The 23,790-nt window shown below is 64.2% G+C and carries 25 protein-coding genes; 14 read left to right on the top strand and 11 right to left on the bottom strand.

Annotation, left to right across the window (positions count from 1 at the left end; genetic code table 11):
* Positions 1-2 precede the first annotated feature (2 nt).
* From JQ586_RS24510 to JQ586_RS24485, 6 genes are all read right to left on the bottom strand, one after another.
* Positions 3-326 (bottom strand): XdhC family protein, encoded by a 324-nt coding sequence (locus JQ586_RS24510; protein WP_212397176.1) that lies wholly within the window; start codon positions 324-326, stop codon positions 3-5.
* 28 nt (positions 327-354) lie between these two features.
* Complete coding sequence (locus tag JQ586_RS24505) at positions 355-1,557, bottom strand: VWA domain-containing protein (protein ID WP_212397175.1); 1,203 nt, start codon at positions 1,555-1,557, stop codon at positions 355-357.
* A 108-nt stretch (positions 1,558-1,665) separates the two neighbouring features.
* Positions 1,666-2,571, bottom strand: a complete 906-nt coding sequence (locus JQ586_RS24500) for a MoxR family ATPase (protein ID WP_212397174.1) — start codon at positions 2,569-2,571, stop codon at positions 1,666-1,668.
* A 48-nt stretch (positions 2,572-2,619) separates the two neighbouring features.
* Positions 2,620-3,426: a xanthine dehydrogenase family protein subunit M gene (locus JQ586_RS24495; RefSeq protein WP_212397173.1), complete on the bottom strand. Its 807-nt coding sequence runs from the start codon at positions 3,424-3,426 to the stop codon at positions 2,620-2,622.
* A 70-nt stretch (positions 3,427-3,496) separates the two neighbouring features.
* A complete protein-coding gene (locus tag JQ586_RS24490; protein WP_212397172.1) occupies positions 3,497-3,982 on the bottom strand; it encodes a (2Fe-2S)-binding protein in 486 nt (161 codons plus the stop codon).
* Positions 3,983-4,152: 170 nt separating this feature from the next.
* Positions 4,153-4,599 (bottom strand): carbon monoxide dehydrogenase subunit G, encoded by a 447-nt coding sequence (locus JQ586_RS24485; protein WP_212397171.1) that lies wholly within the window; start codon positions 4,597-4,599, stop codon positions 4,153-4,155.
* Positions 4,600-4,816: 217 nt separating this feature from the next.
* Here JQ586_RS24485 and JQ586_RS24480 point away from each other — a divergent pair, with 217 nt between their 5' ends.
* The 3 genes from JQ586_RS24480 (at position 4,817) to JQ586_RS24470 (ending at position 7,442) form a co-directional block, all read left to right on the top strand.
* Positions 4,817-6,172, top strand: a complete 1,356-nt coding sequence (locus tag JQ586_RS24480) for a 3-carboxy-cis,cis-muconate cycloisomerase (RefSeq protein WP_212397170.1) — start codon at positions 4,817-4,819, stop codon at positions 6,170-6,172.
* 19 nt (positions 6,173-6,191) lie between these two features.
* Positions 6,192-6,974, top strand: a complete 783-nt coding sequence (pcaD, locus tag JQ586_RS24475) for a 3-oxoadipate enol-lactonase (RefSeq protein WP_212397169.1) — start codon at positions 6,192-6,194, stop codon at positions 6,972-6,974.
* A 75-nt stretch (positions 6,975-7,049) separates the two neighbouring features.
* Positions 7,050-7,442 carry a carboxymuconolactone decarboxylase family protein gene (locus JQ586_RS24470; protein WP_212397168.1) on the top strand — a complete coding sequence of 131 codons (393 nt, stop codon included), beginning with the start codon at positions 7,050-7,052 and terminating at the stop codon, positions 7,440-7,442.
* Here the strand turns inward: JQ586_RS24470 and JQ586_RS24465 are convergent.
* The gene (locus tag JQ586_RS24465; RefSeq protein WP_212397167.1) at positions 7,422-7,946 is read right to left on the bottom strand and encodes a hypothetical protein; all 525 of its coding nucleotides are present in this window, start codon (positions 7,944-7,946) and stop codon (positions 7,422-7,424) included. The genes JQ586_RS24470 and JQ586_RS24465 overlap by 21 nt on opposite strands.
* Positions 7,947-8,564: 618 nt before the next feature.
* Here JQ586_RS24465 and JQ586_RS24460 point away from each other — a divergent pair.
* The 5 genes from JQ586_RS24460 (at position 8,565) to JQ586_RS24440 (ending at position 13,678) form a co-directional block, all read left to right on the top strand.
* A complete protein-coding gene (locus JQ586_RS24460; protein WP_212397166.1) occupies positions 8,565-9,482 on the top strand; it encodes an ABC transporter permease subunit in 918 nt (305 codons plus the stop codon).
* Positions 9,483-9,495: 13 nt separating this feature from the next.
* Positions 9,496-10,821 carry a high-affinity branched-chain amino acid ABC transporter permease LivM gene (gene livM / locus JQ586_RS24455; protein WP_212397165.1) on the top strand — a complete coding sequence of 442 codons (1,326 nt, stop codon included), beginning with the start codon at positions 9,496-9,498 and terminating at the stop codon, positions 10,819-10,821.
* Positions 10,818-11,651 carry an ABC transporter ATP-binding protein gene (locus JQ586_RS24450; protein ID WP_212397164.1) on the top strand — a complete coding sequence of 278 codons (834 nt, stop codon included), beginning with the start codon at positions 10,818-10,820 and terminating at the stop codon, positions 11,649-11,651. Before livM ends, JQ586_RS24450 begins: the two co-directional genes overlap by 4 nt.
* The gene (locus JQ586_RS24445; RefSeq protein ID WP_212397163.1) at positions 11,648-12,394 is read left to right on the top strand and encodes an ABC transporter ATP-binding protein; all 747 of its coding nucleotides are present in this window, start codon (positions 11,648-11,650) and stop codon (positions 12,392-12,394) included. Before JQ586_RS24450 ends, JQ586_RS24445 begins: the two co-directional genes overlap by 4 nt.
* Positions 12,395-12,559: 165 nt before the next feature.
* Entirely contained in the window at positions 12,560-13,678 is a 1,119-nt protein-coding gene (locus tag JQ586_RS24440) for a branched-chain amino acid ABC transporter substrate-binding protein (RefSeq protein ID WP_212397162.1), read from the top strand.
* A gap of 81 nt (positions 13,679-13,759) precedes the next feature.
* Here JQ586_RS24440 and JQ586_RS24435 read toward each other — a convergent pair whose 3' ends face one another.
* Positions 13,760-14,146 (bottom strand): response regulator, encoded by a 387-nt coding sequence (locus tag JQ586_RS24435; protein WP_212397161.1) that lies wholly within the window; start codon positions 14,144-14,146, stop codon positions 13,760-13,762.
* 172 nt (positions 14,147-14,318) lie between these two features.
* On the opposite strand from JQ586_RS24435, the gene JQ586_RS24430 reads away from it, so the two are divergent.
* Positions 14,319-15,314: a P1 family peptidase gene (locus JQ586_RS24430; RefSeq protein ID WP_212397160.1), complete on the top strand. Its 996-nt coding sequence runs from the start codon at positions 14,319-14,321 to the stop codon at positions 15,312-15,314.
* 64 nt (positions 15,315-15,378) lie between these two features.
* On the opposite strand, the gene JQ586_RS24425 is transcribed toward JQ586_RS24430, so the two are convergent.
* Positions 15,379-16,158 carry an EF-hand domain-containing protein gene (locus JQ586_RS24425; protein ID WP_212397159.1) on the bottom strand — a complete coding sequence of 260 codons (780 nt, stop codon included), beginning with the start codon at positions 16,156-16,158 and terminating at the stop codon, positions 15,379-15,381.
* A gap of 253 nt (positions 16,159-16,411) precedes the next feature.
* On the opposite strand from JQ586_RS24425, the gene rpe reads away from it, so the two are divergent.
* Entirely contained in the window at positions 16,412-17,113 is a 702-nt protein-coding gene (rpe, locus tag JQ586_RS24420; RefSeq protein ID WP_212397158.1) for a ribulose-phosphate 3-epimerase, read from the top strand.
* Between the two features lie 153 nt (positions 17,114-17,266).
* Positions 17,267-17,404 (top strand): hypothetical protein, encoded by a 138-nt coding sequence (locus JQ586_RS24415; RefSeq protein WP_212397157.1) that lies wholly within the window; start codon positions 17,267-17,269, stop codon positions 17,402-17,404.
* Positions 17,405-17,436: 32 nt separating this feature from the next.
* Here JQ586_RS24415 and JQ586_RS24410 read toward each other — a convergent pair whose 3' ends face one another.
* Entirely contained in the window at positions 17,437-18,882 is a 1,446-nt protein-coding gene (locus JQ586_RS24410) for a bifunctional serine/threonine-protein kinase/universal stress protein (RefSeq protein ID WP_212397215.1), read from the bottom strand.
* Positions 18,883-18,901: 19 nt separating this feature from the next.
* Positions 18,902-19,642, bottom strand: coding sequence for a metallophosphoesterase (locus JQ586_RS24405; RefSeq protein WP_212397214.1), 741 nt, complete (start codon positions 19,640-19,642; stop codon positions 18,902-18,904).
* A gap of 751 nt (positions 19,643-20,393) precedes the next feature.
* On the opposite strand from JQ586_RS24405, the gene aepX reads away from it, so the two are divergent.
* The 3 genes from aepX to JQ586_RS24390 are packed head-to-tail and all read left to right on the top strand — an operon-like array spanning position 20,394 to position 23,778.
* Positions 20,394-21,317: a phosphoenolpyruvate mutase gene (aepX, locus tag JQ586_RS24400; RefSeq protein WP_312017007.1), complete on the top strand. Its 924-nt coding sequence runs from the start codon at positions 20,394-20,396 to the stop codon at positions 21,315-21,317.
* Positions 21,317-22,522, top strand: a complete 1,206-nt coding sequence (locus tag JQ586_RS24395) for a pyridoxal phosphate-dependent aminotransferase (protein WP_212397156.1) — start codon at positions 21,317-21,319, stop codon at positions 22,520-22,522. Before aepX ends, JQ586_RS24395 begins: the two co-directional genes overlap by 1 nt.
* Entirely contained in the window at positions 22,519-23,778 is a 1,260-nt protein-coding gene (locus JQ586_RS24390; protein ID WP_212397155.1) for an ATP-grasp domain-containing protein, read from the top strand. Before JQ586_RS24395 ends, JQ586_RS24390 begins: the two co-directional genes overlap by 4 nt.
* Positions 23,779-23,790 lie beyond the last annotated feature (12 nt).

The raw sequence follows: 23,790 nt of genomic DNA, 5'->3' as shown, positions 1-23,790 counted from the left end.
GGCTAGCCGACCTTCTCGACGAACACGCGGATGGTGCCGCCGCAGGACAGGCCGACATTCCAGGCCGTCTCGTCGGCGACGCCGAATTCCAGGATTCTGGGCTGGCCGCTGGCGATCACGTCGAGCGCCTCGGTGACCACGGCGCCCTCGACGCAGCCGCCCGAAACGCTGCCCAGGAACGTGCCTTCGTCATTGATGACGAGGCTCGAGCCGGCGGGGCGCGGCGCCGAACCCCAGGTATCCACCACGGTGGCCAGCGCCACGCCGTGGCCCGCCTTCTGCCAGGTCTCGGCGGCCTGGAGGATGTCTTCGTCGCGGTTCAGCATGGTGGCCTCCTGCTATGGGTCAGGTTTTTTAGGCTACGGAGCGGATCAGGCTGCGGTGATGCGCTGGCGGCGCGGCAGACAGGGCCTCGATCAACCCCTTGATAGACGTCAAGTTATGCACCGGGCGAAATTCGTCAACGTGGGGCAGCATCATTTTGATGCCCTGCGCCTTGGCCTCGAAGCCGGAATAGCGCAGCAGCGGGTTCAGCCAGATCAGGCGGCGGCAGGAGCGATGCAGCCGGTCCATCTCGAAGGCCAGTTTCGCATCCGCCTCCCGTTCTAGTCCATCGGATATAAGGAGCACGATCGCCCCCTGCCCGAGCACCCGGCGGGCCCAGAGCTGGTTGAACGAATGGAGCGAGGTCGCGATCCGCGTGCCGCCGGCCCAGTCCTCGACGGAGGACGAGCAACTCGCAAGCGCCTCGTCGGGATCGCGCTGCCGCAATGCGCGTGTCACATTGGTCAGGCGGGTGCCGAACAGGAACACCGAGACCCGCTTGCGGGCGTCGGTGATGGCATGCAGGAAGTGCAGGAACAGGCGGGTGTACTCGCTCATCGAGCCGGAGATGTCGAGCAGCGCCACGATCGGCGCCGGCTTCTCGATCCGTCCGAGCTTCCTGATATCGATGATCTCGCCGCCGGTGCGCAGCGAGTTGCGCACCGTGCGGCGCATGTCGAGCCGCAAGCCCCGCGCATCGGGCTGGTAGCGGCGGGTCACGAGCTCGGCCTGCGGCAGCCGCATCAGGGCGATCTCGCGCGTCACCTCGGCGATCTCCGCCGCGGTCATCTGCGCGAAATCCTTCTTCTGCAGGATCTCCTTGTCGGAGACGGAGAGCTTCAGCTCCTGCTCCTGGGCCTGCGGCCGCTCCTCGCGCATCGCAGGCTGCGACATCGCCTCCTGGACGCGGCGCGAGGCCGGCGGCGGCTTCTTCTTGGCGTGATCGGGCAACGGCACCGAGTCGAGCATGCTCTTCCACTCTTCGGCGGCACGGAAGAACAGGTCGAAGGCCTGGCGGAAGATCAGCGCGTGCTCGTGCCGCTTGACGAAGATCGCTTCCAGCGTGGCGTAGAAGTCGGCGCGGTGGCCGACCTCGATCAGTTGCAGGGCGTTGAGCGCATCGATCACCGAGCCCGGCCCCACCGGAAGGCCGGCCGCACGCAGCGCGCGGGCAAAGCCGACGACGTTGTCGGCCATATGCCCGGTCGGAGGCGCAAGGTGATTGATCGCCATCGGTGTCTTGCCTCGTCATTCCGGGGCACGCGAAGCGTGAACCCGGAATCTGGAGCTCGTGGCGCGAGATTCCGGGTTCGACGCTGACGCGCCGCCCCGGAATGACGGCTAGTCGCTCGTCGCTTCCTTCAAGGTCTTCTGCAGCGCATCGCCCTGCATGCGCACGATATCGTCCTGGTACTTCAGCAGCGCGCCCAGCGTGTCGCCGACGACCTGCGGCGTCAGCGAGCGGGCGTCGAGCTCGGACAGTGCGGTCGCCCAGTCGATGGTCTCGGCCACGCCCGGCGACTTGTAGAAATCCTGATCGCGCAGCGCCTGCACGAAGCGCACGACCTGCTGCGACAGCTTTGCCGAGATGCCGGGTACCCGCGACTTGACGATCGCAAGCTCGCGCTCGGCTGTGGGATAGTCCACCCAGTGATAGAGGCAGCGGCGCTTCAGCGCGTCGTGGATCTCGCGGGTGCGATTCGAGGTGATGATCACGATCGGCGGCTCCGGTGCCTTCACGGTGCCGAGCTCGGGGATGGTCACCTGGAAGTCGCTGAGGATCTCCAGCAGGTACGCCTCGAACGCCTCGTCGGCGCGGTCGAGTTCGTCGATCAGGAGCACCGGCGGGCCCGCAACGTCGGGCTCGAGCGCCTGCAGCAACGGCCGCTTGATCAGGAAGCGTTCGGCGAAGATGTCGCTGGCGAGCTGGTCGCGGTCGGTGTCGCCGCTAGCTTCCGCGAGCCGGATCGCGATCATCTGCGCCGCGCTGCTCCACTCATAGACGGCGGAGGCGACGTCGAGGCCTTCATAGCATTGCAGGCGGATCAGCTTGCGTCCTAGCGCCGCCGAGAGGACCTTCGCGATCTCGGTCTTGCCGACGCCCGCCTCGCCTTCCAGGAACAGCGGGCGGCCCATGCGCAGCGCGAGATAGGTCACGGTCGCCAGCGATCGCTCGGAAAGGTAGCCGCGCGACGTCAAGAGCTCCAGCAGGGCATCGACGGAAGTGGGTAACGCCGATGCACTCATGGAACAGCCAATCTTGGAGCAGGGGTTAGCAACATCACGCCTTGGTATTTAGTCCTTGGCGGTCGCGGCTTCCACGGCCCGGCGCGCCAGCACGCCGATCAGATGCGCGCGGTACTCGGCACTGCCGTGGAGGTCGCTGTTCAGGCCATCGGGGGGAACAGTCAGGCCTTCGAGCACCTTGTGCGAGAATCGCTTCTTCAGCGCCTCCTCGAACGCAGCGACGCGGAACACGCCGTCGGAGCCCGCACCGGTCACCGCGACCCGCACGTCCGACGGACGCTTGGCCACGAACACACCTACCAACGCATAACGCGAGGCCTGGTTGCGGAATTTCACATAGGCCGCCTTCTTCGGCAGGGGGAACATCACCCTGGTGATGATCTCGTCGTCCTCCAGCGCGGTCGAGAACAGGCCCTGGAAATACTCCTCGGCCTTCAGCCGGCGCTTGTTGGTGACGATGGTGGCGCCGAGCGCCAGCACCGCGGCCGGATAGTCAGCGGTCGGATCATTGTTGGCGAGCGAGCCGCCGATCGTGCCGCGGTGACGCACCGCGGGATCGCCGATCAGGCTGGCCAGTTCGGCAAGCGCCGGGATCGCCTCGCGGACCGTCGCGGAGCTGGCGACGTCGGCGTGCTTGGCGGTGGCGCCGATCGCGAGCGCACGGCCCTTCATCTCGATCGTGTCTAGGCCATCGATATGGGAGAGATCGACCAGATGCGGCGGGCTGGCGAGCCGCTGCTTCATGACCGGCACCAGAGTGTGGCCGCCGGCGATCAGCTTGGCGTCCTCGTTCTTGACGAGAAGGTTGGCGGCCTGCCGCACGGTCGCCGGACGATGATATTTGAATTCGTACATTGGAATGTCCTGATCGCGGAAAGCGATGTCGGTTGACTGGGCGAGGTCCGATCCTCAGCGGGATCCGACTTCAGGCGAGGTCCGACTTGGCCATCGCCTTGGCCCCGGCGGCTATCGAAGCAACGATGTTCTGGTAGCCGGTGCAACGGCACAGATTGCCTTCCAGCTCCTCGCGGATCATTTCGTCGCTGAGGTCATGGCCCTTGCGATGCACCAGGTCGACGGCGGTCATGATCATGCCCGGTGTGCAGAAGCCGCACTGCAACCCGTGATTCTCGCGGAAAGCCTCCTGCATCGGATGCAGTGGCGCGCCGTCGGCTGCCAGTCCCTCGATGGTCCTGACCTCATGACCGTCGGCCATGACCGCGAGGGTGGTGCACGACTTCACCGCCTTGCCGTCGAGATGCACGACGCAGGCGCCGCACTGCGAGGTATCGCAACCGACATGGGTCCCCGTCAGCCGCAGGCTTTCGCGCAGAAACTGGACCAGAAGGGTACGGGGGTCGACGTTCGCGTTGACGGGGTTGCCGTTCACGATCATGGAAATCTTGGCCATCAGCACTCTCTTATCTGCACCACCGCATATCGGCGGCGCAGGCGGTTTAAATCATTCCAGACGGCATAATATGGGCGGGCCCCCGGATGGGCAACCTTTCGAGCCACCCGTCCAGGGCATGGCCGGACCTGGGAAGGCCAGCCTGCGAGCAGGGCTAGCCCTGCACTGCCTCAACTCTGCACTGCTTTGGCGAAATTGGCAAAGAACTCGTCGGCGAGTTTCTTGGCGGCTCCGTTGATCAGGCGCTGGCCCAGCTGAGCGAGCTTGCCGCCGATCTGCGCCTCGACATTGTAGCTGAGCAGCGTGCCGCCATCCTTGTCGGCAAGCCCCACAGTCGCGCCGCCCTTGGCGAAGCCGGCAACCCCGCCCTCGCCCTCGCCCGTGATCTTGTAGCCGTTCGGCGGATCGAGATCACTCAGGGTGACCTTGCCCTTGAAGCGCGCGGAGACCGGCCCGACCTTCATCTTTGCGGTCGCCCGGAAGCCGTGCTCGTCGGTCTTCTCGAGCTCCTCGCAGCCGGGGATGCAGGCCTTCAGAACCTCGGGGTCGTTGAGCTTGTCCCACACAGCCTGGCGCGGCGCCGCAAGCTGGACTTCGCCGGTCATCGTCATGGCCATGGGGACCTCCTCGATCGCTAGAACCTGAGGTCCCAAGTAAAGCAGCCGGCGGGCAAAGGAAAGGGCACCTTCGGAGGATGAGCGATGCATATTCGCAACCGCAGCAAGACCGTCGCCTCGTTCACGAAATCGCGCTATCCGCTGGTCCGGTTGAAAACCGCGGCAAACCATTCCCGGGCATTGGCAGGCGCTCTGCGGAATGGTTAGGTCGCGCGACATGAGCACAGCCCTCTCCCCCCTGCTGGCCCCGATGCTGTCCAGCGCCGCGATGCGCGCGGTGTGCGACGATGCCACGACGCTCCAGCACATGCTGGACTTCGAGGCCGCCCTCGCCCGCGCCGAGGCCGCCGTCCGTGTGATTCCCGCAACGGCCGCGGGGCCGATCGGCGCCGCCTGCCGGAGCGAATCATTCGACATCGCAGAGCTCGCCGAGGCCGCGACGCGGTCCGGCAATCTGGCAATCCCCCTGGTCAAGGCGCTGACGGCCGAGGTCGCGAAGGCCGATAGCGAGGCCGCCCGCTATGTTCATTGGGGCGCCACCAGCCAGGACGTCATCGACAGCGCCACGATGCTGAGCCTGCGCGCCGGGATCGATGCGCTGCTCGCCGACCTCGATCGCGCCGTCGCCGGCTTCGCAAATCTGGCACGCACGCACCGCAACACCGCCGTGGTGGCGCGCACCTGGCTGCAGCATGCCCTGCCGATGCCGTTCGGGCTCAAGCTCGCCGAATACGCCGCGGCGCTGCACCGCTCGCGCAAGCGTCTGCAACGGCTGCGCAGCGAGGCGCTGGCGTTGCAATTCGGTGGTGCCGCCGGGACGCTGGCCGCGCTTGGCGACAACGGACTCGCGGTCGCCGGGCAACTCGCAGAGGAGCTGGACCTGCCATTGCCCGATGCACCCTGGCATACCCATCGCGACCGCATCGCAGAGGCTGCGTCGGTGTTCGCGATCATTGCGGGCAGCTGCGGCAAGATCGCGCGCGATGTCTCGCTGATGATGCAGACCGACGTCGGCGAAGCCTTCGAGCCGGCGGGCGCCGGCCGCGGCGGCTCCTCCACCATGCCGCACAAGCGCAACCCGGTCGCGTCGGCCAGCGCGCTCGGCTCCGCCACCATGGCCCCCAACCTCGCCGCGACCATCTTCGCCGCACAGGTGCAGGATCACGAGCGCAGCGCCGGCCCCTGGCATGCGGAATGGCCGGCGCTCCCTGGCCTGATGCTGGTGACCTCGGGTGCGCTTGCAGCGGTCGTCGATCTCGCCGAGGGGCTGGAGGTCGATGCGGCCCGGATGCGCCTCAATCTCGACGCGACAGGCGGCCTGATCATGGCGGAAGCGGTCACCTTCGCGCTCGCCGAAAAGATCGGCAAGAGCGACGCGCATCACCTGATCGAGGCTGCGAGCAAGGCGGCGGTCGCAGCGAAAACGCATTTGCGCGACGTGCTGAGTGCGGACGCCCAAGTCACCGCGCATCTCGACGCCGCCACCATTGCAAAACTGTTCGAGCCGATGGCCTATCAGGGCGCCTCGCAGGCGCTGATCGACCGCCTGCTGACCACGCTCGACCAGCCATGAAAAACCGGAGAACTGTCCGATGCCCATGATCGACGCCGACGGGTGCCTGCTTAACGTCCAGGTCGACGGCCGTGATGGCGGTCCGACCTTGATGCTGTCGAATTCACTCGGCTGCACCTTGAAGATGTGGGAGCCGCAGATGCCGGCGCTGACGCAATTGTTCCGCGTCATCCGCTATGACCGCCGCGGCCACGGCAAATCGAGCGTTCCGCCCGGGCCCTATTCGATGGAGCGGTTCGGCCGCGACGTGCTTGCGATCCTCGACGATCTCAACATCGAGAAGGTGCATTGGTGCGGCCTGTCGATGGGCGGCATGGTCGGGCAATGGCTCGGCGCCAAGGCACCCGAGCGCTTCGGCAAGATCATTCTCGCCAACACCTCCTGCTATTATCCCGATCCGACCAACTGGCTGAACCGCATCAAGGCGGTGAAGGAAGGCGGCATCGCCGCTGTCGCCGACGCCGTGATATCAGGCTGGCTGACCGCCGACTTCCGCGAGCGTGAGCCGCAGACCGCGGCCAACATGAAGGCGATGCTGCTGGCCTCGCCGGTCGAGGGGTACCTCGCCTGCTGCGAGGCGCTCTCCACCCTCGACCAGCGCGCGCTGCTGCCGAACATCAAGAGCCCGACGCTGGTGATCGCGGGACGCCAGGACATGGCAACACCGGTCTCGGCGGCGGAGCTGATCCGCAGCGGTATTCCCGGCGCCAGCATGACGCTGCTCGACGCCGCGCACATCTCCAATGTCGAGCAGTCGCACGCCTTCACCGAAGCCGTGGTCGGCTTTCTCACGCAACGCTAGCAAGGAGCGCCGACGAAGGCTGCGTAGCCGGATGGAGCGCAGCGAAATCCGGCTACGATTTCAGGAGGGCTCGCAATGGACGACAATCAGCGCCGCGACGACGGCATGGTGCAACGCCGCAAGGTGCTCGGCAATGAATGGGTCGACAGGTCGATCACCAGCCGCAACACGTTCAACACCGACTTCCAGGACCTGATCACGCGCTATGCATGGGGCGAGATCTGGACGCGGCCGCATTTCGATCACCGCACGCGGCGGGTGCTCGTCATCGGCACCATGGTCGCGCTCGGCCAGTGGGACGAATTCCGCCTGCATGTCCGCGCGGCGCTCGCCGAGGGCGGCTTCACGCCCGACGACATCAAGGAAATCCTGCTGCAGCAGGCGATCTATTGCGGAGTGCCTGCGGCCAATCACGCCGTCAAGGAAGCAAACGCGATCATCACAGAACTAGGGCTGCTGAAGCAATAGCTCGCCGGCCGGCGCGCTGGCCCCGGCGGTATCAGCCTCCGCGGTTCGCTTTGGCGAGGTCTCCACCAGCATCACGATCGCGGTGCCGAGCAGCATCAGCAGCTCGGCGGCATGCACGCGCAGCGCTTCCATCTCGCCGACCTTCGAGGCCAGCAGCATGCTGGCGAAGCTGAGCACGCTGCCGAGGCAAAGCGCAACCGCAAGCGCCTCGTCCGCGGCCCCACTCTTGCGCTTCGACGGAAACACGACCATGGCGAGGAACACCGCGAAGAACGCCACCACGGTGATGCGCGCCAGCGCGAGCAGCCAGGCGAGCCGCACCGTCGCCATCTTGGCGAGTTGCATGTGGTCGCTGGCATACAGCGCGATCGAGACGCTTGGCCGCTCATAGAGCCCGTGGATCGGCGACACCATGATGCTGAGCGCAATGACGGTCCAGACCGGGATGAAATAGGTCGCGAGCAACGCGCCGTTGAGTGAACTAATCCGCCAATTGCTGGACATGAAGCCTTCCCAATGCTTGCCACGGCCCCGGGGACGGGCAACGGGCTTGGGGAGCGAGGTAACGCCGTTAGACAGCCAGCGGCAATTTAAACCCTTCGTTTACCTTAACTGCCTTGGCGGCTTTTTGGGGATCGCCTGGGGATTGTCGGGAGACCACGGAGGGCCTGTCAAAACGAGCCAAAAAAGAAGGGTCCCGCTCGCGGCGAGCCCCTTCTGTTGCGCTCAACTTCGCCTTTTTCCGAATTAGCAGTGCCGGTTGACCGCCCGGATCCTGCTGCTGTTGACCGGCTTCCGACCCGGATTCCGGTTCTGCTGAGCCGGGTTCGGGTTCTGGCTGCTCATTCGGGATGATCCCTGCTGCATGGCAGCAGAGACATTGCGGCCGCATCGTCCGAGGTTGCGCAGGGAACTCCGGTTCCGTCGCGATCATTCCAAGGCGGAGCCTGGCACCGTGTGACCAAGGAACCTCACCCGCCAAACTACCTATGTACAAATCCTCCGGGCCATGCGCGACGCTGTTGCCGCCAGCGGTATTCCGCTGTTAGAAAATGACACGACGCGACGGATCAGGCTGCCGAGGGGGCCCTGGTCGCGTCATTCTTCGAGCGACGGCAGCGCATGGATTATTTCGCCCAGCAGTTGATCAACGGCCTCGTACTCGGCTCAATCTACGGCCTCATCGCCATCGGCTACACGATGGTCTACGGCATCGTCGGCATGATCAATTTCGCTCATGGCGACATCTTCATGATCGGCGGCTTCATCGCACTGATCACGTTCCTGATCCTGGTCTCGTTCGGGCTGACCGCAATTCCGGTGATCCTGCTGATCGTGCTGCTGGTTTCGATGGCGATCACCTCGCTTTATGGCTGGACCATCGAGCGGATCGCCTACCGCCCGTTGCGGCATTCGTTCCGCCTCGCGCCGATGCTCTCCGCAATCGGCATGTCGTTCATCCTGGTCAACTTCTCGCAGGTGTCGCAGGGCGCGCGGGTCAAGCCGGTGCCGCCGATCATCGCCGGCGGTTACACGCTGCATGAAGGCGCCAGTGGCTTCGCGGTGCAGCTCTCCAACGTCCAGATCCTGGTAGTGGTCGCCACCATCGTGGTGCTTGCCCTGTTCACCTGGCTGGTCTCGCGCACCCGGCTCGGCCGCGACATGCGCGCCTGCGAGCAGGACCAGACCATGGCCGCACTGCTCGGCGTCGACGTCGACCGCACCATCTCGATGACCTTCGTGATCGGCGCGGCGCTCGCCGCCGTCGCCGGCATAATGTACCTGCTCTATTATGGCGTGGTGGATTTCTTCATGGGCTTCGTCGCCGGCATCAAGGCGTTCACCGCAGCCGTGCTCGGCGGCATCGGCTCGCTGCCGGGCGCGATGCTCGGCGGGCTCGCGATCGGGCTGATCGAGACGTTCTGGTCGGCCTATTTCTCGGTCGAGTACAAGGACGTCGCCGCGTTCTCGATCCTGATCGTGGTGCTGATCTTCATGCCGACCGGCCTGCTCGGTCGTCCCGAAGTCGAAAAAGTCTGACGGACAGTCCTCAGTGAGCGTCACCCCAGCAACCTCGTCGCACACTTCGCAGCCTCTCGGCAGCGCCTTCATCCTCAAGAAAGCCCTGATCAGCGCGCTGGTCGCGCTGGTCCTGTTCTCACTGATGATCGGCATCCGCACCGAAGCCGGCAATCAGGGCGGCCTGATCTACTGGACGCGGTTCGGCGACCTCGCCACCATGGTGGGTGTCGTGTTCGGCGGCAGCATCATCGTCGAGCTGCTGCGGCAATGGTTCGGACCAGTCGAGACCGACAAGGTCGTGCCGAAGCCGGTCCGCGCGGCGATGTCGTTCGTGGGGCACTGGCTGGCGCCGGCGCTGCTGGCCTTCGCACTGTTCGTCCCCGTCATCTTCTACCACCAGCGCTACATTCTCGACCTCGCCATCCTGGTGCTGACCTATGTGATGCTGGGCTGGGGGCTCAACGTCGTGGTCGGCCTCGCCGGCCTGCTCGACCTCGGCTACGTCGCCTTCTACGCCGTCGGCGCCTATTCCTACGCGCTGCTCGCCACCAATTTCGGCCTGTCGTTCTGGGTCTGCCTGCCGCTCGCCGGCATCCTGGCTTCGTTCTGGGGCGTGCTGCTCGGCTTCCCGGTGCTGCGTCTGCGCGGCGACTACCTGGCGATCGTCACACTCGCTTTCGGCGAGATCATCCGCCTCGTCATCACCAACTGGCAGAGCCTGACCGGCGGCCCCAACGGCGTATCGGGCATTCCGCGCCCGACCCTGTTCGGCATCCCGCTCGACAACAGCGATGACGGGCTCGCCGCCAAGCTCGGCATCGAGTTCTCGCCGACGCATCGCCTCGTCTTCCTGTTCTATCTGATCCTGGCGATGGCGCTGCTCACCAACTGGGTGACGATCCGGCTGCGGCGGCTGCCGATCGGCCGCGCCTGGGAGGCGCTGCGCGAGGACGAGGTAGCCTGCCGCGCGCTCGGCATCAACACCACCACGACCAAGCTGACCGCGTTCGCCACCGGCGCCATGTTCGGCGGCTTTGCCGGCGCGTTCTTCGCCACGCGGCAGGGCTTCATCAGCCCGGAATCCTTCACCTTCCAGGAATCGGCGCTGGTGCTCGCGATCGTCGTGCTCGGCGGCATGGGCTCGCAGCTCGGCGTGGCACTTGCGGCGCTGGCGATGATAGGCGGCTTCGAATTGTTCCGCGGCTTCGATCAGTACCGCATGCTGGTGTTCGGCATGGCGATGGTGATCCTGATGATCTGGCGGCCGCGCGGCCTGGTCGGACACCGTGCGCCGACCGTGTATCTGGAACGCAGCGAGGCGATCTCGTCCGATCTCGTCAAGGAGGGCCACGGATGAGCGACGCCCCGATCCTCACCGTGGAACACCTGATGATGCGCTTCGGCGGCATCGTCGCCGTCAACGATCTCTCCTTCAACGCCGACCGGCGCAAGATCACCGCGCTGATCGGACCGAACGGCGCCGGCAAGACCACGGTGTTCAACTGCATCACCGGGTTCTATCGCCCGAGCGGTGGCGCGATCCGCCTCAACCACGATGACGGTCGCACCATCCATCTCGAGCGGCTCAACGATTTCCGCATCTCCAAGCAGGCCAGCGTCGCCCGCACCTTCCAGAACATCCGCCTGTTTCCAGGCATGACCGCGCTCGAGAACCTGATGGTGGCGCAGCACAACGCCTTGATGCGCGCCTCCGGCCTGACCGTGCTCGGCCTGATCGGCGCGCCGTCATGGCGCAGCGCCGAACGAGCCGCCATTGAGCTGGCGCGGACCTGGCTGGCGCGCGTCGGGCTGCTCGATCGCGCCGATGATGCGGCGGGCAACCTCGCCTATGGCGACCAGCGCCGTCTCGAGATCGCCCGCGCGATGTGCACCGAGCCCACGCTGCTCTGCCTCGACGAGCCGGCAGCCGGCCTGAATGCGCGCGAAAGCGGCGCGCTCAACGAATTGCTGCTGTCGATCCGCGCCGAGCAGGGCACCTCGATCCTGCTGATCGAGCACGACATGTCGGTCGTGATGGAGATCTCCGATCACGTCGTGGTCATGGACTACGGCGTCAAGATCGCCGAAGGCACGCCGCAGGCCGTGCGCGACGATCCCAAGGTGATCGCCGCCTATCTCGGCGCCGACGAGGACGAGGCGATCGCCGTGATGGAGAAGGCCAATTGAGCGCGGCGACCACCACTATACCCCTCCTCGCGGTGCGTGGGCTGCGGGCGGCCTATGGCAAGATCGAGGCGCTGAAGGGCGTCGACGTCGAGATCAATCCCGGCGAGATCGTCGCCCTGATCGGCGCCAATGGCGCCGGCAAATCGACGCTGATGATGACGATCTTCGGCAGGCCGCGCGCCCGCGCCGGCCGGATCGAATATGACGGCCGCGACATCACCGGCGCGCCGACCCACGAGATCGCGCGGATGCGGATTGCGCAGTCGCCCGAGGGACGGCGCATCTTCCCGCGCATGAGCGTGGCGGAGAACCTGCAAATGGGCGCGGATGCGACCGAAACGAGCGAGGCCGAGCGCGAGGCCGGGCTCGAGCGGGTGTTTGCGCTGTTTCCGCGGCTCAAGGAGCGCATTGCGCAGCGCGGCGGCACGCTGTCGGGCGGCGAACAGCAGATGCTCGCGATCGGCCGCGCCCTGATGAGCCGGCCGCGCCTCTTGATGCTGGACGAGCCCTCGCTCGGCCTTGCACCGCTGATCGCCAAGCAGATCTTCGAGGCGATCCGTACGCTGAACCGGCAGGACGGCCTCACCGTGCTGATCGTCGAGCAGAACGCCAACCATGCGCTGAAGCTCGCCAATCGCGGCTACGTCATGGTCAACGGCCTGATCACGCTGGCCGGGACCGGCGCCGAGTTGTTGCAGCGCCCCGAAATCCGCTCCGCCTATCTGGAGGGTGGCCGGCACTAGAGCCATTTCCGTTCGGACGGAAGCCGGCCCCCCGTGGCGGCTGAAGCGTCGTTTTACCTGAAAATTGCCGGTGACTTCGCCGCGAATTCATCCGAGAATGGCGCCGGTTATTGTACCCGGCCCGCCGGGTCCTTCCCCAAAAGGCAACGACCACGAGGACTTGTCATGAAATCACTGAAGATCATCGGCCTGGCATTGGGCGCTTCGTTCGCATTGTCGGCGAGCGCGTTCGCGCAGGACATCACCATTGCAGTGGCCGGCCCGATGACGGGCGACGAAGCCGCCTTCGGCCGGCAGATGCAGAACGGCGCCGAGCAGGCCGTCGCCGACATCAACGCGGCCGGCGGCATCCTTGGCAAGAAGCTCGCGCTGCAAGCCAACGACGATGCCTGCGATCCGAAGCAGGCGCGCTCGATCGCGGAAAAGATCGGCAGCGCGAAGATTCCGTTCGTCGCCGGTCACTTCTGCTCGTCGTCCTCGATCCCGGCGTCCGAGGCTTATGCCGACGCCAACGTCCTGCAGATCACGCCGGCTTCGACCAACCCGCTGTTCACCGAGCGCAAACTCTGGAACGTGGCGCGCGTCTGCGGTCGCGACGACCAGCAGGGCATCGTCGCCGCCGACTACATCATCAAGAACTTCAAGGGCAAGAACATCGCGATCCTGAACGACAAGACCACTTACGGCAAAGGCCTCGCCGACGAGACCAAGAAGTCGCTGAACAAGGCCGGCGTCCAGGAGAAGCTCTATGAGTCCTACAACAAGGGCGACAAGGACTTCAACGCGATCGTCTCGCGCCTGAAGAAGGAGAACATCGATCTCGTCTATGTCGGCGGCTACCATCAGGAATCCGGCCTGATCCTGCGCCAGATGCGTGACCAGGGTCTGCAAGCCGTGCTGATGGCGGGCGACGCCTTGAACGACAAGGAGTTCGCCTCGATCGCCGGCCCCGCCGCTGAAGGCACTCTGTTCACCTTCGGCCCGGATCCGCGCAACAAGCCGACCGCGAAGGCGATCGTCGAGAAGTTCAAGGCCAAGAACATCGATCCCGAAGGCTACACGCTCTACACCTACGCGGCGATCCAGGTCTGGACCCAGGCTGCCGCCAAGGCCGGCACCACCGACCCCAAGAAGGTGATGGCCACCATCAAGGCCGGCGATTGGGACACCGTGCTCGGCAAGCTGGGCTTCGATGCCAAGGGCGACATCAAGCAGATCGACTACGTCGTCTACAAGTGGGACAACAAGGGCAACTACTACGAGATCAACCAGAAGGGGACCTGACGGGGCACCCGATCGGGATTGCTGATCTCCCGACGCTCTCATTCAAACGCCCCGGCTTGCCGGGGCGTTTTTTGTTGCGCATCAGCCCGCGGCGACCATCGTGTGCATCACGGAGCCGAGCGCAGCGTCGATCGCCTGCTGCAACTGGTTCGGCCGGAACGGTTTCTGCAGGCCGACGATGTCGGCGAGGTCGGCCGATCCCGGCAGGAAATCGAGCGCCGTGATCCCCGAGATCGCGACGATCGGAAATCGCGGCACGCGCGCACGCATGGCGAGGATGACGTCGACCCCGCTCCTGCCGTCCAGGAAGATGTCGACGATGGCGAGATCGCAGGGCGAAGCCTCGAACGCGGCCAGCGCCTCGGCGGCGTTCGACGCCTCGATCACCTCAAAACGCTGAACACGCAGCAGGATCGCGATCATTGCCCGAACGTCGGCCTGATCGTCGATCACGAGAATACGGGGCATAATGGCCCTCCCAGTGCTTCCGCGCGGAAGGCTAATGGCGGAGATCGGGAATCAAGATGTAAACCCGCGCATTGTCCCGATTGTCGGTAAAGGGCGGGTTACCTGCCTTGCTGCATTCCTTGCGGCTGTTATACCGGAATCATCCGGATGGCAGGCGGGAACGGAACGCATCGTGAAAAACCTTCTCACCGATATCGCCGGCGTCAGCGTCGGCCACGCCCATGACGGCGCGATCGCCTCGGGCGTGACCGCCATCATCTTCGATCGACCGGCGGTGGCCTCAATCGATGTCCGCGGCGGTGGCCCCGGCCTGCGCGAGGACGCGCTGCTTGCGCCGCAGAACGTCGTCGAGGCGATCGACGCCATCGCGCTGTCCGGCGGCTCCGCGCTCGGGCTCGACGCCGCCGGCGGCGTGCAGGCCTGGCTCGCCGAGCGCGGCCGCGGCTTTCGCGTCCGCGATGCGGTGATCCCGATCGTGCCAGGCGCGATCTGCTTCGATGTTCTCAACGGCGGCAACAAGGCGTGGGGACGCTTTCCGCCCTATCGCGATCTTGGCTACGCGGCTGCGGATGCGGCGACGGGCGATTTCAACCTCGGCAGCGTCGGCGCCGGCATGGGCGCGACCACCGCGACCCTGAAGGGCGGCCTCGGCTCGGCCTCCGTGCAGGCCGACGACGGCGTCACGGTCGCTGCGCTTGCGGTCGTCAACGCAGTCGGCAGCGTAACCGTCGGCACAGGCCCCTGGTTCTGGGCCGCGCCGTTCGAGGTAGGCCACGAGTTCGGCGGACGTGGCCTGCCGCCGGCCTTCACCGAGGACATGCTGAAGGTGCGGCTGAAAGGCGGCGCTGACGCGACGGCGGCGGAGAGCACCACGCTGGTCGTCGTGGTCACCGACGCGCAACTGACCAAGGCGCAGGCCAAGCGGCTGGCGATGATCGCGCAGACCGGCATGGCACGTGCGATCTACCCGGTGCATGCACCGCTCGACGGCGACGTGGTGTTTGCCGCTGCGACCGGCGCGAAACCGATCGACCCGCTGTTCGGCCTCACCAGGCTCGGCGCGCTGGCCGCCAACACGGTGGCGCGTGCCATCGCCCGCGGCGTCTATGCAGCGACCGCGCTGCCCTTCCCCGGCGCGCTGCCGAGCTGGCAGGATCGGTTCGGTTAGATCGCGTGGAGATCGTTACGCGCAGCTTCGCTCGCAATGAGAGACGCGGAAGAGCCCCGGGCCGCTACGCGCTCACCGCTACCGACGAACTCGCCTGCGCCGACACCGCCTGCGATTGGCGCTGGATCAGCTGCTCGATGAAATTGTAGGACGAGGTCGCGTTGTTCTGGCTTGACGAGTTGGACGGGGCTGCCGGCGTCGTCATCGTCACCTTGGAGCCGTCGGCATAGGTCAACGTGGTCGTGGTCGAGCCGTCGGCGTTGGTCACGGTCGTGCTGGTGGTTCCGGAGTTCGAGCCATCCGATCCGCTGGAACCCGCGCCGCCGCTGGCGCCGCTGTCCGCGTGATGATGGTGATGGCCGCCGGCACGCTGCGTCCCCTGCTGCAGCTCGCTGAGGCTGACCGAGCCGTCGCCATTGGTGTCGAGCTTGGCGAACAGCGCGTCGGCCTGGGTGGTGCCGATGCCGTCGGCGGCGAGCGTGCTCTCGAATTGCGACTTGCTGATCGTGCCTGTGCTGCTGGCTGCGATCTGCGAGAACAGGCTCTGCAGCGGATTGGAGGAATTCGTCGTCGTCGTACCCGTCGTTCCGCTCGACGACGCCTGGCTTTGCGCCGACAGCAGCGCGCTCATCGTCGCCGGCGAGATCTGCGACCACCCGCTGTTGGAACCGGTTCCGGCGCTGGTGCTGGTCGAACTCGAGGACGCCATCGAGGGGTCGAACAGGCCGGTGGCCTGGGTCGTGCCCTGGCTCGTGCTCGTGGTCTGCGCGGATGCCGACTTCGACGACATCAGCGACTGGAGAAGGTCGATCGCTGACGAAGCAGCGCCGATGGCAAACAACATGGCAACACCCCAAACACCGCCGCGCGCGGCGGTTCGAACTCTCGTCCATTGTTGAGCAAGGCGCGTGCCAGCGAAAAAACCCAATGAAATCCGGCATTCCCGCGAAATGGACAAGTTGGCGCACCCGGCAAGAGCTGCCGCTGCGGCAGATTTTTCCGCTGCCGGTTCCGTCCCCTCGTCGCATTGCCCGTCCCGCGTCTGCGTGATAGGCGGGGCCATCGCCACGGCCGCAACGCCTTTCGGGAAAGCGCTCATGTCCCAGCCATTCACCCCGCGTCCCCTCGTCATCGCGCCCTCGATCCTGGCGTCGGACTTCTCAAGGCTCGGCGAGGAAGTCCGCGCCGTCGACCAGGCCGGCGCCGACTGGATCCATCTCGACGTGATGGACGGGCATTTCGTTCCCAACATCTCCTACGGTCCGGATGTCATCAAGGCGATGCGACCGCATACGAAGAAGATCTTCGACGCGCATCTGATGATCTCGCCGTGCGATCCCTATCTCGAAGCCTTCGCCAAGGCGGGCTGCGACCACATCACGGTGCATGCCGAAGCCGGCCCGCATCTGCATCGCTCGCTGCAGGCGATCCGGGCGCTGGGCAAGAAGGCCGGCGTGTCGCTCAATCCGGCGACGCCGGCGAGCGCGATCGAATATGTGCTCGACCTCGTCGACCTCGTGCTGGTGATGTCGGTCAATCCGGGCTTCGGCGGCCAGGCCTTCATCCGCTCGGCGCTCGGCAAGGTGAGCGACGTCAAGGCGATGACGGCCGGACGGGAGATCGATATCGAGGTCGATGGCGGGGTTGCGCCTGACGTGGCGGGCCAGCTCGCCGCCGCCGGGGCCAACGCCTTCGTCGCAGGCTCCGCGGTATTCAAGGGCGGTACCATCGAGAGCTACCGCACCAATATTTCGGCGATCCGCAACTCCGCGGCGCTGGCTCGGGGTGAAGCGATCTGACCGACGGCGCGCCTGCTGCCCGCAAGTGCGGCGCACACCAGGCTGCTGCGTTGCCGCATGCACAACATTTCTGCGGTACCCCGTGGTCATGCGGGCTTCACAGACTCATCTCAATTGATGCACAACTTCCTCAAAGTTTGGGGAGGCGCAATCGTGACAGCGATCCTGATTTGGGGCGGCCTGGCATTATGGCTCGGCCTGAACGCAGCCTTTGTGGCGCGGCGCGCCTACGTAACGTCGCCCCGTGCCAAGGCAGCACGCACCACCTATACTCGTCTGCATCGCGCCTGACCGCCCGCGGCCGCGTGGGAGCCAACGCGTAGTCAGAACAGTCCAGGCGGGGTGATCGCCGCCCCATCGCTTGCGCCGGCCGTCGCCTGCAGTTCGAGCCGCGAAGGCCGCACCACGGTCACGGTGCATGGCGCCTCGGATGCGACCTTGGCCGAGACACTGCCGAGCAGCGAACGCCTCATCGAGCTCTGCCGCGCCCCGATGATGATGTGGTCGACCAGATTGGCCGTGGCGAATTCCAAGATGGCGCTGGCGGGATCGATCGCTTCGAGAACATGAACGGTGAGCCGGCTCTCGTCGAGCCGGAACGGCCGCGCCCAATGCTGGAGCGCCACCAGCCGGTCGACATGCTTGTTCTGGCCTTGCTCGTCCAGAGTCCGGTCGATCGACAGCAGGTTGAGCTTCAGCACGTTCACGCAGGCCAGCCGCGCCGACGGCGAGGTCGACAACACCTGCTCGGCGGTGACGCGAATGGCGTCGTTCAGCACCTCGGAACCATGGGATGGATCCAGCGCGACGGCGACGATCGGGCTTGCCGCGAGTTGGGCGGCGACATTGGACTTCGGCTGCGGCGCTACCGCGCCGAGATTGAAGCGTCGGCGCCAGACCGTACCGAGCGGATCGCGCGTCAGGCGCTGCGACCGCGAGGTCAGCTTCACCTTTTCAGGATGGGCGAGATCGAAGGCGAGCTGCGCTGCGGTCGGATACCGCGCGGCAGGGTCGATCTCGAGGCACCGCAGCACGATCTCCTGCAGCCAGGGGGGATAGTCAGCTCTCAGCCTGCGCGGCGGATAGGGATCGCGCCACAGCCGCCGGCGCATGCCGCGCAGCGACTCGGTCTCGCCGAACGGCCGCACGCCCGTGGTGAAGAAGTAGAGCAGCACGCCGAGCGAGAACAGGTCGCTGCGCGGATCGTCGCGTATGCCGAGCAGGCGCTCGGGCGCCATGTAGGGTGCGGTGCCGTAAGGCAGGCGGAACTCCTCCTGCAGCAGATCAGGCAGATGATTGTGGTGCGAGAGCCCGAAGTCGATCAGCACCGCCGCCTCGCCGCGCTCACGGAACATGATGCTGCTCGGCTTGATGTCGTGATGGATGACGTTCTGGCGGTGCAGGCTGGCGAGCGCGGAGGCGATCTTGCCGGCAATCGCCCTCGCCGCCTCGTAAGGCAGCGGCAAATCGTCGAGCCGCTTGTAGAGCGTCTGCCCGGGAATGCGCTCCATCGCCACATAGGCCTGCCGCTCGAAATCGCCGGAGCCGAAACAGGCCGGCACGTGCGGCCCGGACAGCCGCGGCAGGATCATCTGCTCCATCTCGAAGCTGACGATCGCCGCCGGATCCTCGCCCTCGGATGTCAGCGGCACCTTCATCAGGAGCGGCACATCGATGCCGGGATGGGTGACGCTCCACAGCGTCGCCATGCCGCCGCGGTGGACCCGTTCGCCGACGGTGAACCCATCGATCACCGCGCCCGGGCGCATCGGCTGCGTCGCCACCGCCTCACCTGCCGATCAGCAGGCGATCGGCGAGCCAGCGCGGCAGGCCGCTCGCCCTGATCCGCGCTGCCGCGGTCTCGACATCGTAGGGAACCCGAAGATAGGTGATCTCGCGGCTGACGGTGTCGAACATCGCGAATGACGCGGCCGGGTCGCCATCGCGCGGCTGCCCGACCGCGCCGAGCACCGCGAGCCAGCGCCGCCCGGCCAGCAGCTGCACCGCGATGCCTGCCGTCGGAACAAAGCTCGTCATCTTGGCGGCCGACGACATCGAATAGAGGCCCGGACGATGGATGTGGCCGCAGAAGGTGATCTGGAGCTCGGTCGCCAACATGCTCCGCGCAGCATCCGACGTGTCGCGGACATAGCGCCATCGCTCCGGATCCGAGGCCTCGGAGTGGACGTAAAGGCGGTTGTCCTCCTCGCGCAGGATCGGCAGGCCGGCGAGGAAGCGCTTCTGCTCGGCGCTGAGCTGGCCGCGGGTCCAGTCAACAGCGGCCTGCGCGTCGTCATTCATGCTGTCGCTCGGAGCGCCGATCGCATTGTCATGGTTGCCGCGCACCGCGATTGCGCCCTTGGCCACGAGGTCCATCACCATGTCGACGGCCCATTCCGGATCGGCGCCGTAGCCGACGATGTCGCCGAGGCAGATCAGCCGCTCGGCACCGCGCGCATGCGCGGCCTCGAGGCAGGCGGTGAAGGCCTGCCGGTTGGCGTGGATGTCGGTAAACAGCGCGAGCAGCATCGGTATCAGCCAGTTGGTACCACGAAAGCTAACCTGACCTTGATCGGCATCAAACACGTGCAGCCGCAAGTTCGCAATCGGGCCCATGGATGCATCGCGACGTCGAGGCTCCTGAGCGGATCGCGTTCCGTTCACGGGCCGCACATAATCAGAACTGATCACCCCTGATCCACAAAGACGATTTCCATTCCAGGAATCGCTCAACTATGGATGACCGCTCGGGGGTTTCTATCATGCGTGGCGAGCTACTGGCTGACTTTCGAACGGTCTTCATCTTGGACAGAACGCGCTTTGGAGCCAGACGTGCTCTCGAATTTCGGGCGGGCTCCTCGCCGGCGCTGGATCTATCCGAAAGTCCGGGTGCTGCGATCCTTGCGCGATCGCGCTCGCCCTCAAGACCATACGCGCCGACGATGCTGACGTCCACTTGAGCCCGCTGACCAATCCGCAAACGGGGATGGTGTGCCTTGCAGCGGGAGAACCGCCCGACAAAGCAATGGCCCCGCGTTGGCGACTTCCATCAACTAGGTCGGGAGCCATCTCGGTACGATATGTGCCAAGCTCGGCATCGGCCGGCGCAGCCTGAGCATCGCTTTATTGAAGTGATCCGAGCGGCATAGCACGAACGTGTCACGAACCGGCGCTCGCGGTTGTGGTGTTTGGTCGTCCTCGTGGCCCCCTCAAATCCGCATCGTCAGATCGTGTCTCGAGGCTCCGCATGGAGCTCGCAACCAGAGTGTGAGAGGTACAAGTGCATTTGAGCAAGAACGTCCATGCGTGCGCGATCTCCAATCAGGCCACGATATTCGGTCGATTTAGATCGATGATAAACTCCAATGTGCTGGAATTCATCATGGAAGCGCATGACGGATTGAGCGCAAAGATCGTTGCCGAAAGCGGGTTCAGAGGAATTTGGGCGTCGGGCTTGTCAATCTCAACTGCCCTCGGATTGCGCGATGCAAATGAGGCGTCATGGACTGAAGTGGTTGATGTTTTGGACAGGATGCAAGAGTCCGTGAGCATTCCCATAATGCTGGATGGGGACACCGGCTTTGGCAATTTCAACAACGTTCGACGTCTAGTCCAAAGGCTCTGCACGATCGGTGTCGCTGCAGTCTGTATCGAGGATAAGACTTTCCCGAAGACAAATTCATTCATTGGCGATCGCCAGCCGCTGGCGTCGATTGCAGAGTTTCAAGGGAAGATTCGAGCAGCAAAAGACAGTCAGCTGCATGACGCCTTTACGGTCGTGGCGCGCGTTGAAGCTCTCATCGCCGGGCACGGTATGGATGCTGCGCTTGAGCGGGCCCATGCATATTGCGATGCGGGTGCAGATGCCGTTTTGATTCACTCGAAGAAGGCCACCGCCGATGAAGTCCTCCAATTCGCTGAACAATGGCAGAATCGCGCGCCGCTGGTGATCGTGCCAACCAAATACCATGCGACACCGACCTCGCGATATCGCGACGCAAGTGTAAGCATGGTCATCTGGGCCAACCACAATCTGCGCGCCGCCCTGCAAGCTATGCGTTCTGTAACAAGGAGGATTCAGGCTGCCGAAGCGATTGCCGACGTCGAGAAAGATATAGCCTCCGTGGACGACGTCTTCTCGTTGATGAACTATCAGGAGTTGGAGGTTGCCGAATCTCGGTATCTGGCGGGAGAGGAGCGCTGATGAATCCGACAATGCTTGCAGGTCGAGCGAACTCGCTGGCGCAGTCCAAGACGTCGGCCATGCGCTCAATCGCCAACCGCCTCGCCGAACAAGGTGTGACAATTATCAATTTCGCAGCCGGCGAGATCGGTGACGATACTGCAACTGAAATCAAGAATGGCGCCAAGGACGCGATCGACCGTGCGACGAATGGCTATACGGACACAGCGGGGCTGAACGACCTCAGGAGCGGGATTGCCGCCAATTTTTTTGGAGATGCGCATCGGGTGATAAGCGCAGATAACGTGATGGTCACCGGCGGTGCAAAACCTGCCCTGTTTAACGCCGCGCTATTGCTTTTTCAGGAAGGAAATGAGGTCCTCATCCCAAGTCCCTACTGGACCACATTTGCCACACAGATCGAACTCGTCGGCGCCAAGGCCGTCGGGATTGACTCGCGGCGACCGGACTTTGGACTCGACGTTGCTGCGATAGCGGAGGCAATTTCGCCAAAGACACGAGGGATCATTGTCAACTCTCCCTGCAACCCGACAGGTTCAGTGATCTCGGAGCACGATCTGGATTCACTCATAAAACTAATAAAGCCTCTCAACATCTACCTGATCTTTGACGAATGCTATTCCACATTCCTTTATGACGGACGGCGTCATATTCGGCCATTCGACCTGGATCCGGGAATATTTGACCGCACAGTCGTCATAAATTCCTTCTCGAAAAGTCACGCACTGGCCGGATGGCGTCTTGGCTATATGATGGCCAGCGAGACAATCATCAAGAAAGCGACCGCGCTCCAAAGTCATACCAACTCCAATCCGAATAGCATCGCGCAGCACGCAATGCTCAGAGCCCTGGAGTCATCACACATCTCCTATCCTCGCGAACTTCACGCTCGCCTGACGAAGAACAGATCCATCGGCGTGACTTCGTTGCATGGCATACAGCATGTGAGCGCGATTACGCCGCAAGGCGGATTCTATTTCTATCTTCAGCTTGGCAAGCTCAAGGGCCGAAAGCTGTTCGGAACGACTGTATCGGATGCAGACCAAGTCGCATCGTTGCTTCTTGAGCATGCTTACGTTTCGACCGTACCCGGCTCGGCGTTTGCTGATCCCTGGGGGCTTCGGGTCTCCTTCTCTCTATCGGAAAGCCAGGTTGCCGACGGAATGAACCGGCTGCGCGACGCTTTTGTAGGGAACGTAAGGTGACGCGCGTGACCTCGGGTACTGCGCTCTTTCTGGGGGCAGTTCGGCCGGCCGACTATAGGCCTCTGCGCCAGATGGGGTACGAGATTGCACTCCTACGGGACAATAATTGTCCGGTGCCCGCTCCCGACCCCAACGACGTTGGATTCGTTGCGTCGGTCGATTTTTCAACGAGCCAGCCAGACGAGCTGATTCAGGTCCTTGCTGGATGGCGTGAGCGAACGATACTGCTGACTACAATTGAGACATCGGTTCACGACCATGCCCGCTTGACCCAAAAATACGGATATCCGGGACCGACGCCAGAAGCGGCGTCGATCGCATTGGACAAGTTCAGGATGCGCGAGCGTTTTGCGCGCAAGTTGCCACCTGCGAACACTGTTCAATTTGCCGAGATCAACAATTTGGACGAACTGAGGACTTTTGCGAACCGCGTCGAGTTTCCGATCGTTCTGAAGCCGGCAAACCTCTTCGGAAGCATGTTTGTGTCGCTGTGCAGGGACGAGCACGCCCTCGTGGAAGCGTATCAGCGCGACTGTCCCGAGGTACGCAGGTTGCTCGACAAGCTCGGGAAGACGAAAACTCCCGCCAAGATGCAAGCCGAGGAGTTCATAACGGGCAGGTGTGTTTCGGTGGACGTCGTCGTGAGCCGCGACGGCACGCCTTATTGCAGTCCGATTGTCGACATCTGGACAAATATGGACTTCGACCAAGTGGGGTTTGCACACATTGCGAGACTGGTCCCCAGTTCACTTTCAACAGAACAGCAAGGAGAGGCATTTGCTCTAGCCGAATCCTCTGTAAGGGCAATCGGCCTCGCCAACTGCATCGCGCATGTCGAAATCGTCGTTGGCGACAACGGGCCAAAGCTTCTTGAGGTTGCCGCTCGCGTGGGGGGCGGGCGCAACGCACTCATGGAGAGAGCCTTTGGAATATCCCTCATCGAGCAATACGCTCGCGTCCTGGAGGGACACGACCCGGAAATCGTCCACGTACTTTCCAATAGCGTCGCGGTGATTTCCCCGTTTCCGCTCAAAGCGGGGAACTATCTCGGTTCGCCCGGCATCGAGAGAGTGAAACGGAATTGCGCTGGTTTGGAAGCCGTCAACGTCCGCGCGAAGGTCGGCGAACGTGTGGGGCCAGCTCATGAAGGATTCCTGCCGCCGTCCAGCATCACGTTGACTTCCGAGGCGCGCTTCGAGCTTGAGACGACCGTACGCTCCATATTGAGCGACCAAGATTTCTACTCGGTTGGCTAGAGGAACTGCGAA

The organism is Bradyrhizobium jicamae, from assembly GCF_018130215.1.
Classification (GTDB): Bacteria; Pseudomonadota; Alphaproteobacteria; order Rhizobiales; family Xanthobacteraceae; genus Bradyrhizobium; species Bradyrhizobium jicamae_A.
Note: the sequence above shows the minus strand (reverse complement) of the source record. Positions and strands in the feature narration are given on the sequence as shown.